Raw genomic sequence first — 10,006 nt, forward strand, 5'->3', positions numbered from 1 at the left:
GCCCGCCAGGGCGCCGCCCGCCGCCGTCTCACCCCCGCTACCACCTGAGGAGCACCATGGCCCCCGCAGCGAAGCTGTCCGGCTTCCCCGAATGGCTGCCCGCCGATCGCATCGTCGAGGAGCGGGTCATCGACCTGCTCAAGCACACGTTCGAGCTCAACGGCTTCGCGGCGATCCACACCCGCGCCGTCGAGCCGCTGAGCGCCCTCGCCAAGGACGGGGAAATCGACAAGGAGATCTTCGCCGTGCGCCGCCTGCACGCCGAGGGCGACGAGAAGAACCCCCTGGGCCTGCACTTCGATCTCACGGTGCCCACCGCGCGCTACGTCACGGAGAACGCCGGCCGGCTGGACTTCCCGTTCAAGCGCTACCAGATCCAGCCCGTCTGGCGGGGGGAGCGCCCCCAGGACGGGCGCTATCGCGAGTTCATCCAGGCCGATATCGATGTGATCGGCGAGGACTCGCTCGCCGAGCACTTCGAGGTGGAGATCCCGCTGGTCATCGTGCAGGCGTTCGAGGCGCTGCGCTCCCTGGGCGTCCCGCCGGTGCGCATCCTCGCCAACAACCGCAAGCTGCTCGAGGGCTTCGCCCGCGGCATCGGGCTGGACGACATCGCGGCGGTGCTGCGCTGCATCGACAAGTACGACAAGGTCGGCCCCGCCCGCGTGGCCGAGCTCCTGGCCGAGGAGGCGGGTGCGGACGCACAGCAGCAGCGGCTGTGCCTGGCGCTGGCCGCCATCGAGGCCGACACCTCGGCCTTCGCCGACGAGGTGCGCGCGCTGGGCGTCAGCGACCCGCTGCTCGACGAGGGCCTCGACGCGCTGGCACGGCTGCTCGACTCGGCCAACCGGATCAGCCCGGGCAGCGTCGTGGCCCAGCTGAAGATCGCCCGGGGACTCGACTACTACACGGGCACCGTCTACGAGACCCAGCTCGTGGGCCACGAGTCGATCGGCTCGGTCGCATCCGGCGGGCGCTACGACGCGCTGGCGAAGACCGACAAGCGCGTCTACCCCGGCGTCGGCATGTCCGTGGGGGTCTCGCGGCTCATGTCCCGCCTTGCGGGCTCGGAGCACCGGCTGCTGGCCGCCACGCGGTCCGTTCCCACCGCGGTCCTCATCGCGGTCACCGACGAGGCCCACCGCGTGCGGGCCGACGACGTCGCCTACGCCCTGCGCACCCGGGGCATTCCCGCCGATGTCGCACCGCAGGCCGCGAAGTTCGGCAAGCAGATCAAGTACGCCGACCGGCGCGGCATCCCGTTCGTGTGGTTCACCGACGGCGAGACGGGCCACGAGGTCAAGGACATCCGCTCCGGTGAGCAGGTGGGCGCGGACCCGGAGCTCTGGGCACCGCCGGCCGCCGACCTGTGGCCGCGCGTCGTGGGAACCGCAGAGGGCGCCTGACACCCGACCGGCCACCATGGCGAGGTATACCCGGCCGCGACAGCCGCAGGGCCCCGCAGCGCATGCGCTGCGGGGCCCTGCCGTCGGTTCCCCGTGTGCGACCGCCCCCTCCGGTCCATGCCGGAGGGGGCGCGGCCTCACTTCCGGGAGCCCGTGCGCCGGCGCGTGATGGTCACCGCGGCCCCGCCCACGAGGATGAGCGCGGCGCCCGCGGCGACGGCCGCGCCGACGGCGGCGCCGGTGCGCGGCAGGCTGCCGCCGGAGCCGTTGTCCCCGCTGCCGTTGTCATCGGACCCGTTGTCATCGGAGCCGTTGTCACCGCTCCCATTGTCGCCGTCGTCCCCGGAGCCGTTGTCACCGCTGCCGTCGTCCTTGCCGTCGTCGGACGGGCTGTCCGAGGGCTGCTGCGAGGACCCGTCCGTCGGCTCGCCGGTCGGATCCGCGGTGGGCTCGGCCGTCGGATCCGTGGTCGGCTGATCCGTCGGATCCGACGTGGGCGCCTCCGTCGGCTCGGTCGGATCCGGCGTGGGCACGGCCGGACCGGTGAACTTCTGCACGTAGTCGCGCAGGTCCGGCTCCGCGGCCCGCGCGGCGGTGCCATCGGTGGCCGTGGTGCGCGCGCCGCCCTTGTTGACGGCGTAGACATTGCCCCGGCCGTCGGCCTGGACGTGGTTGGCGAACTTGCCGCTGTCGAGTGTCTGGACGAGGTTGCCGTCCGTGTCGTACACGGTGATGGAGTTCGCGGTCCGGTTGGCCACGTAGAACCACTTGTTGACCGCATCGAATGCGACGCTCAGCGAACCGCCGGCCGTTGCGTCGCCCTCCTCGTTCGCCGGGCCTGCGACGGCGATCTCTTTGAGAAGCTTGCCGTCCTTGTCGAGGAGGACGACGTTCGCGCTGCCGGCCTGGCCGGCCACCGCGATGGTCCCGCTGGCAGGGTCCACGTCGATGCCCGAGGCGCTCTCCAGCTTGGCCGGGATGTCGAGGTAGGTGACCTTGTGCGTCTTCGTGTCGATCTTCGTGATCGTGGGCGAGCCGATGTCCGTCGTGTAGAGGGTCGAGCCCACGACCTTGAGCGACATGGGCTTGAAGCCGTCGCGCAGGGCGATATCGTCCTGCTGCTCGAGCGTCTTGCCGTCGAAGACGGAGATCGACTGACCGGAGTTGTTCGACACGAAGGCCTTGCCGCTCGCGGCATCGGCCAGGACGTCGCGCGAATGCGGCGTCGCGCCCTTCGGGAACTGCTTGACGAGGGCCAGGGTGTCGGCATCGTAGACGGCAACGGTGTTCTGGCGCGTGTTGGTCACCCACACGCGGTTGTTCGCATCGTCGGCGCTCACGCCGTAGGCGGCGTAGCGGGCGCCCGCCTTCTCACCCTCCTCCGTCGGGTCGACGGGCGGTGCGATGGCCTTCTCCACCTCGAGCGTGTCCGCGTTGAGCTTGACGAGGGCGGAGTCCTTGACCGGCGGGCGCCCCACGGCGGCGGCGTAGATCGAGCCGTGCTTCTTCGAGTAGGCCGTCTGGTACAGGCCGCGGACCACGGACGTCTCCTTGCCGGCCACCTTGGCCGTCGCCAGGTCCGTGCCCTGCGTGAGCGGGACGTCGGTGACGGCGGACTGGCTGACGGTCAGCTCATCGGTGTGGAGTGCGGGTGAGGGCGCGACCTCGGTCTCCGCCGCCAGCGAGCGCACCGGGTCGCCGGCCTGCATGGAGCCCGACAGGAAGGTGAAGGACGGCTTGTCGCCCACCTTGTAGGCTGTGTCGCTGTTCTTGAGGGTGGGGTAGGGGATCGTGATGGAGAAGGAGCCGTCGTCCTTCGCCTTCGCGACGCCCATGATCGTCTTGTTGCCCAGCGACGTGCCCTTGATGGGGTCCTTGAGGTCGTACTTCCGGTTCACGCCGCCCATGTCGAGCTTGACGGCCACGACGGAGCCCGTGGCGCCGTCGCCGTTCTTCCAGTTCTTGCCGGTGACCGTGATCGGCTGTCCCTCGTACCAGGTGGCGGGTGCATTGACCGTTGCCTCCGCGGCGGGCGCCGGAGAATCGGCGGCGGTCACGGTGAACGCCACGTGGTGGCTGCCGTTGCCGGACAGGGCGCGGATCCAGTGATCGCCGACGCTCACGTCACCGGGCACCGTGAACTCGAGACTGAAGGCCCCCTGATCGTCGGTGGTGGCCGACGCGACGATGTCGGTGCCGTTGGCGGTGTAGGCACCGTCGTCGAGCTTGAAGGACAGCTCGTCCTTCGCCACGAATCCGGTGCCCTTGACGGTGAGCTTGCCACCGGCCTTGACGGCGGACGAGCCGTCGATGCTCAGCGTGCCCTGTCCGGAGTCGGGCTTGGGTGTGGCGGCGGCGGCCTGGGCGGCGAGGCCGCCCGGGGCCGCGAAGGCGGGAGCTGAGGCCAGCGGCAGGCCGGCGCCCAGGGCCACGGCGAGGCTGAGGGCGCCGAGGCGGCGACCGGTCGCGGGAGAGGGTATGCGATGCACGGAATGTCCTCCGAGTGCTGAGAGTGGCGGATGCGGGTCAGCAGCTCGGTTGGCCCGCGCAGCTGCGCGACCCGGGCGGAGGAAGTACTGCTGAGGGTAGGCTAGCAACAACTCAGCAAACGTACAAAGGGTTGTCTAACTTTACTAAGAGTGCACTGACGACCTGAACGGGCAGGTGGGCCGGCGCGGTGGGCACGATGCGCGCCCGAGGCCCGTCGGCATCACCGCTGCGGCGGAGGGCGGTCGCGGTCGCCGAGGGCCGCCGCTGGCAGGGCATGGAGGGACAGCGCGAACAGGGAGCGACGGCGCAGGCGAGCGCGACGGCTCCCCACAGCAGCGGGGTGCGGCCCCGCGGCCGCACTGACACCGCGCCCTGGGGCGCCCTGCACCAGGGGGCGATCGGCAAGGGCCGCCGAGCTCGGGAAGGGTCGTGCCGGGCTCGGCAGGGCTCAGGCGGGATCGGGGGCCAGCGAGCCGTCGGGGGCGATGTGGTCGAAGATCTGGTCGACGAGCGCCACGACGTGGGGATCGTCGACGACGTAGAACACCCGCCGGCCCTCCTTGCGCGAGGATACGAGGCCAGCCAACCGCATCTTGGCGAGGTGCTGGGAGACGGTCTGCACGCTCTGGCCGGAGGCCGCCGCGAGGCCGGTGACATCGGCCTCCGCGTGCACGAGCAGCCACACGATGCGCAGGCGCGTCGAGGAGGAGAGCATCCGGAAGGTCTCCGCCGCGACCTCGACCTGGGCGTCGGTCGGCACTTCGGCGGGCAGGCCAGCGGGCACGTCCGGCCGGCCCGTGCGCTCGGAGTCGCTCATGGCCCCAGCCTACTGCTCGGGCTCCCACCTCCTGGTCGCGCAGCGCCCCTGCGGGCCCGCGGGGGATCGCGCCACCGACTAGTATGGATCCCTGCGCGTATCCGCATCCGTTCGCGTCGCCGATCAGAAGGAGATTTCCCAGTGCTTCGCACTCATGAGGCGGGCTCGCTCCGCCGCTCGGACGTCGGCACCGCCGTCACGCTGGCCGGCTGGGTGGACCGCCGCCGCGATCACGGCGGCGTCGCCTTCATCGACCTGCGCGACGCCTCGGGCATCGCCCAGGTCGTCGTGCGCGAACAGGACGCGGACCGCCTGCGCAACGAGACGATCGTGCAGGTGACCGGCACGGTGCGCGAGCGCCCGGAGGGCAACGCGAACCCGTCCCTGCCCACCGGCGACATCGAGGTCGTCGACACGGACGTGCGGATCCTCGCCGACTCCTCGCCGCTGCCCTTCCAGGTGTCCGACCACGCGGAGGACTCCGGCCAGGTGGGCGAGGAGACGCGCCTGAAGTACCGCTACCTGGACCTGCGCCGCTCGCAGCAGGCGCGCAACATGCGGCTGCGCTCGGACGCCAACCGTGCAGCGCGCACGGTGCTCGACGAGCACGGCTTCACCGAGGTCGAGACGCCCACGCTCACCCGCTCCACGCCCGAGGGCGCCCGCGACTTCGTCGTGCCCGCACGCCTGCGCCCGGGCTCCTGGTACGCCCTGCCGCAGTCGCCCCAGCTGTTCAAGCAGCTGCTGCAGGTGGCCGGCATCGAGCGCTACTACCAGATCGCGCGCTGCTACCGCGACGAGGACTTCCGCGCGGACCGCCAGCCGGAATTCACCCAGCTCGACATCGAGGCCTCGTTCGTCGAGCAGGACGACGTCATCGCCCTGGCCGAAGACGTCCTCAAGGCGCTGTGGAAGCTCGTGGGCTACGACATCACCACGCCCATCGACCGGATCACCTACGCCGAGGCGATGGCCCGCTACGGCTCGGACAAGCCCGACCTGCGCTTCGGCGTCGAGCTCACGGAGCTCACCGAGTACTTCGCCGACACGCCCTTCCGCGTATTCCAGGCCCCGTATGTGGGCTGTGTCGTCTACCCCGGCGGCGGCTCGCTGCCGCGGCGCAAGCTCGACGCGTGGCAGGACTGGGCCCGCCAGCGCGGTGCGAAGGGCCTGGCCTACGTGCTCGTCGGCGACGACGGGGAGCTCGGCGGCCCGGTCGCCAAGAACATCTCCGAGGCGGAGAAGGCGGGCCTCGCCCCGGCCGCGGGCGCCAAGCCCGGCGACGCGATCTTCTTCGCCGCGGACACCCGCAACGCCGCCCGCGCCCTGCTGGGGGCGGCCCGCCGCGAGATCGCCGAGCAGTGCGAGCTCATCGAGGAGGGCACCTGGTCGTTCGTGTGGGTGGTCGACGCCCCGCTCTTCGAACCGGCCGAGGACGCCGTGGCCGCCGGCGATGTGGCCGTGGGCGCCGGGAAGTGGACGGCCGTCCACCACGCGTTCACGAGCCCCAAGCCCGAGTTCATGGACACGTTCGACACCGATCCCGGCAGCGCGCTCGCGTATGCGTACGACATCGTGTGCAACGGCAATGAGATCGGCGGCGGCAGCATCCGCATCCACCGGCCGGACGTGCAGAAGCGCGTGTTCGACGTCATGGGCATCAGCGAGGAGGACGCGCAGGAGAAGTTCGGCTTCCTCCTCGACGCGTTCGGATTCGGCGCGCCCCCGCACGGCGGCATCGCGTTCGGCTGGGACCGGATCGTGGCCCTGCTCGCGGGCACCGAGTCCATCCGCGACGTCATCGCCTTCCCCAAGTCCGGCGGCGGTGTCGATCCGCTCACGGACGCCCCGGCGCCCATCACCGACCAGCAGCGCAAGGAGGCCGGGGTCGACTTCGACCCGGAGGCCGACGAGCAGGACTGAGCAGCGGTGGCCGATCTCTTCTCGCAGGACGAGGGCGACCCGGGCTTCGGCCAGGCCAATGCCCTCGATCCGCTGGCCGTGCGCATGCGCCCGCGGACCATGGACGAGATCGTCGGCCAGTCGCACCTGACATACCCGGGCTCGCCCCTCCAGCAGCTCGCGCAGGCCAGCGCGGGCGAGCGCGCCGGGGCGAGCTCGGTCATCCTGTGGGGCCCTCCCGGGGTGGGCAAGACGACGATCGCCCACGTGGTCTCCCACGCTCCCGACCGCCGGTTCGTCGAGCTGTCCGCGATCACGGCGGGGGTGAAGGACGTGCGCCAGGTCGTAGAGAACGCGCGCTCCGAGCGCGAGCTCTACGGCCGCACCACCGTGCTCTTCCTCGACGAGATCCACCGGTTCTCCAAGGCCCAGCAGGATGCCCTCCTGCCCGCCGTGGAGAACCGGCTCATCGTCCTCATCGCCGCGACGACGGAGAACCCCTCGTTCTCCGTCATCGCCCCGCTCGTCTCGCGTTCGCTCGTGCTCACCCTCCAGCCCCTCGAGGACGCCGATGTCGCCGCGCTCATCGACCGGGCGATGGCCGACCCACGGGGCCTGGCGGGCTCCTTCGAGCTCGAGCCAGCCGCGCGCGACTACCTCGTCCAGATCGCCTCCGGCGATGCCCGCCGCTCGCTCACGGTGCTCGAGGCCGCGGCGGGCATCGCCGAGGCGCGGGCCGAGCCGGGCGGCGCAGGGGTGCCGCTCATCACCGAGGCGTTCGCCTCGCAGGCCGCGGACCAGGCGGTGCTGCGCTACGACCGGGCCGGCGACCAGCACTACGACGTCGTCTCCGCCTTCATCAAGTCCATCCGCGGCTCCGATCCGGACGCGGCCCTGCACTACCTGGCCCGGATGATCGCGGCGGGGGAGGACCCCCGGTTCATCTGCCGGCGCGTGGTCATCTCCGCCGCCGAGGACATCGGCATGGCCGATCCGCAGGCGCTGCCGCTCGCGGTGGCCGCCCAGACCGCGGTCGAGCGCATCGGCATGCCCGAGGGCCGGATCCCCCTGGCCGAGGCGGTGGTCTACCTCGCCTGCGCGCCCAAGTCGAACGCCTCGTACATGGCGCTGGAGGCCGCCCTGTCCGATGTGCGGGCCGGCAAGTCCGGCGAGGTGCCCGCACACCTGCGCGATGCCCACTACCCGGGCGCGAAGGCCCTGGGGCACGGCGAGGGCTACCGCTACGCGCACAGCTACCCGCACTCGATCGCCGAGCAGGAGTACCTGCCGGAGTCGCTGCGGGGCACGGAGTACTACCGCCCCGGCTCGAACGGGGCGGAGCGCCCCATGGGCGAACGCCTCACCGCGATCAAGAGGATCCGCACGGGCCAGGCGCCGCCGGCGCCCCCTGCGGTCGCGGCGGAGCGCCCCGCCGTGACAGGGGCTGCTGGGGGCAGGGCCGCTGGGGGACAGTCGTCAGCGTCGCAGCCGGAGGCGCAGTCGCCGCCGAAGCCGCCGGGGGCCGCGGAGGCGCCGGGCGCCGCAGGGGCAACGGTCGCCGAGGAAGCACGGGGCACCGAGGAAGCACGGGGCACCGCAGCGGCACAGGCCGGTGCGGAGTCCCAGGGCACGGCGGAGGCACGGGCCGGATCGGAGGTCCCGGACACCGCGGGGGCAGGTGGGATCCCAGAAGCGGAAACCGCCTCGCGGCACGCTGGTGCCGAGCCGGGCGCCCCCGCGAACGGGTCCGCACCTGCGAAGGCAACCGCACGTGCGGAGGAATCTGCCACGGCGAAGGCACCCGCGCCCACGCGCGCCGCCCGTGCCCAGCGGACGGCAGCGAAGAAGAGCCCCGCAGGGGCGAAGGCCGCGTCCGCGGACAAGGGGACGGCCCGGAAGTCCCCGGGCAAGGCGCCGAAGGACGGCGCGGACGCGCCAGACGAGGCGTAGAACGGTGGCGGTCCGCCGGCTGGTGCTGGCACTCGACCTCGGCACCTCCGCGGTCAAGGCCGCGCTCGTCGATGCCGACCGTGGCACCGCCTGCGGTTCCGGGCGCGTGGCCTACCCCACCCGCACGCTGCCCGGCGGCGGAGCGGAGCAGGATCCTGCTGCGTGGCTGGCGGCCGCGCGCACCGCCTGCGAGCAGTGCTTCGCCTCGGCGGGCATCACGGCCCGGCGGACGGGGGACGCGGAGATCATCGCGCTCGGGCTGACGGGACAGATGCAGGATGTCGTGCTGCTGGGCGCGCACCCGGTGCCCGCCCTCGCACCGGCGATCCTCTATTCCGACGTCCGCGCGGCCGGCGATGCGCAAGCGCTGGGAGAGCTGCTGCCGCGCTGGGAGGCGATCGCGGGCAACGAGCAGGATGCCACGTCGTGCGCCGCGACCCTGCGCAGGCTCGCGCGCGAGGAGCCGGACCTGCTCGCCCGCACGGAGCGCGTGGTCTTCGGCCCCGCGGGCTACCTCGCGGCCGCGCTGGGCTGCGGTGCCTGGTGCGATCTCACAACAGCGTCCACCACCGGCCTTCTCGACCTCTCCGCCCGCGCATGGTCCGCTGACGTCGCGGGCGCTCTCGGCCTGTCCCTCGATCTCCTGCCCGATCTCGCCCAGGCGGCTCCGCCGACGCGCCCCGAAGGCCGCGTCGGGCGCCGAGGAGCGCCGGCCGGTTCGGGAGCGCCCGAACAGACCGGCTCCTCGGGCGCGCTGGTGGGCCGCACGGACGAGCGCGCCGCGGGACTGCTGGGGCTGCCGCGCGGCATTCCCGTCGTCCTGGCTCCCGGCGACGCCGCGGCCACGACGCTGGGCGCCGTGGGCCTGCAGCCCGGTGCAGGGTATGCGTATCTGGGCACGAGCGGCTGGGTCGCCGAGGTGACGCCGGCGGGCGCGGCTCGGCGCGAGGGTGCCTCGCACCGCTTAGCTCTGCCGGACACGCGGGCGAGGCTGGAGATCAGCGCCGTGCTGGCCGCCGGGGGCGCCGCCGACTGGGCGCGCGCGGCATTCCTGGACGGCGCTTCGCCCGCGCGCGCCGACGCTCTGCTCGCCGAGCGGGAGTCCTCCCGCGGGCGCGGGCCCTCGGGCCTGCTCGCGCTGCCGTCGATTCGCGGCGAGCGCTTCCCGGTGCGCGACGCGGCGGCCCGCGGCGCCGTCATCGGCATGGACGCCGCCACGCGCGGCATCGACCTGTACGCGGCGGTCCTCGAGGGCGTGGCGCTCGCGCTGTCGCATGCGCTGGAGCCGGGAACGGGAGGCACTCTCCCGGTGGCCGGCGGCGGAGCGGCCTCCGGGCCGTGGCTGCGCGTCCTCGCTGACGTCACGGGCCGGCCGGTGCGGCGCATCGGCACGGAGGACGCGGCCGTGCGCGGCGCGGCGCTCGCCGCCGCCGGCGCGGTG

Annotated in this window: 5 protein-coding genes and 1 pseudogene; 4 read left to right on the forward strand and 2 right to left on the reverse strand. The window is 72.8% G+C overall.

Going from position 1 to position 10,006, the window contains the following annotated elements:
• Positions 1-56 precede the first annotated feature (56 nt).
• Positions 57-1,406, forward strand: a complete 1,350-nt coding sequence (gene hisS, locus GSY69_RS09105) for a histidine--tRNA ligase (RefSeq protein WP_160953544.1) — start codon at positions 57-59, stop codon at positions 1,404-1,406.
• Positions 1,407-1,543: 137 nt separating this feature from the next.
• Here the strand turns inward: hisS and GSY69_RS09110 are convergent, their stop codons facing one another.
• Together GSY69_RS09110 and GSY69_RS09115 are read right to left on the reverse strand one after the other, a co-directional pair.
• Positions 1,544-3,895 carry a hypothetical protein gene (locus GSY69_RS09110; protein ID WP_160953545.1) on the reverse strand — a complete coding sequence of 784 codons (2,352 nt, stop codon included), beginning with the start codon at positions 3,893-3,895 and terminating at the stop codon, positions 1,544-1,546.
• Positions 3,896-4,344: 449 nt separating this feature from the next.
• Complete coding sequence (locus GSY69_RS09115; protein ID WP_160953546.1) at positions 4,345-4,713, reverse strand: ArsR/SmtB family transcription factor; 369 nt, start codon at positions 4,711-4,713, stop codon at positions 4,345-4,347.
• 141 nt (positions 4,714-4,854) lie between these two features.
• Here GSY69_RS09115 and aspS point away from each other — a divergent pair, with 141 nt between their 5' ends.
• The 3 genes and pseudogenes from aspS to GSY69_RS09130 all read left to right on the forward strand — a co-directional run.
• Positions 4,855-6,636: an aspartate--tRNA ligase gene (aspS, locus tag GSY69_RS09120; RefSeq protein ID WP_160953547.1), complete on the forward strand. Its 1,782-nt coding sequence runs from the start codon at positions 4,855-4,857 to the stop codon at positions 6,634-6,636.
• Positions 6,637-6,642: 6 nt separating this feature from the next.
• Positions 6,643-8,007 (forward strand): annotated as a pseudogene (locus GSY69_RS09125) (replication-associated recombination protein A); the annotation flags it as partial.
• A gap of 562 nt (positions 8,008-8,569) precedes the next feature.
• Positions 8,570-10,006, forward strand: a 1,437-nt coding sequence (locus GSY69_RS09130) for an FGGY family carbohydrate kinase (protein ID WP_328698822.1), incomplete at its 3' end; no start/stop codon positions are given.

The sequence above is a fragment of the Brevibacterium rongguiense genome, assembly GCF_009857845.1.
In the GTDB taxonomy this organism is placed as follows: domain Bacteria; phylum Actinomycetota; class Actinomycetes; order Actinomycetales; family Brevibacteriaceae; genus Brevibacterium; species Brevibacterium rongguiense.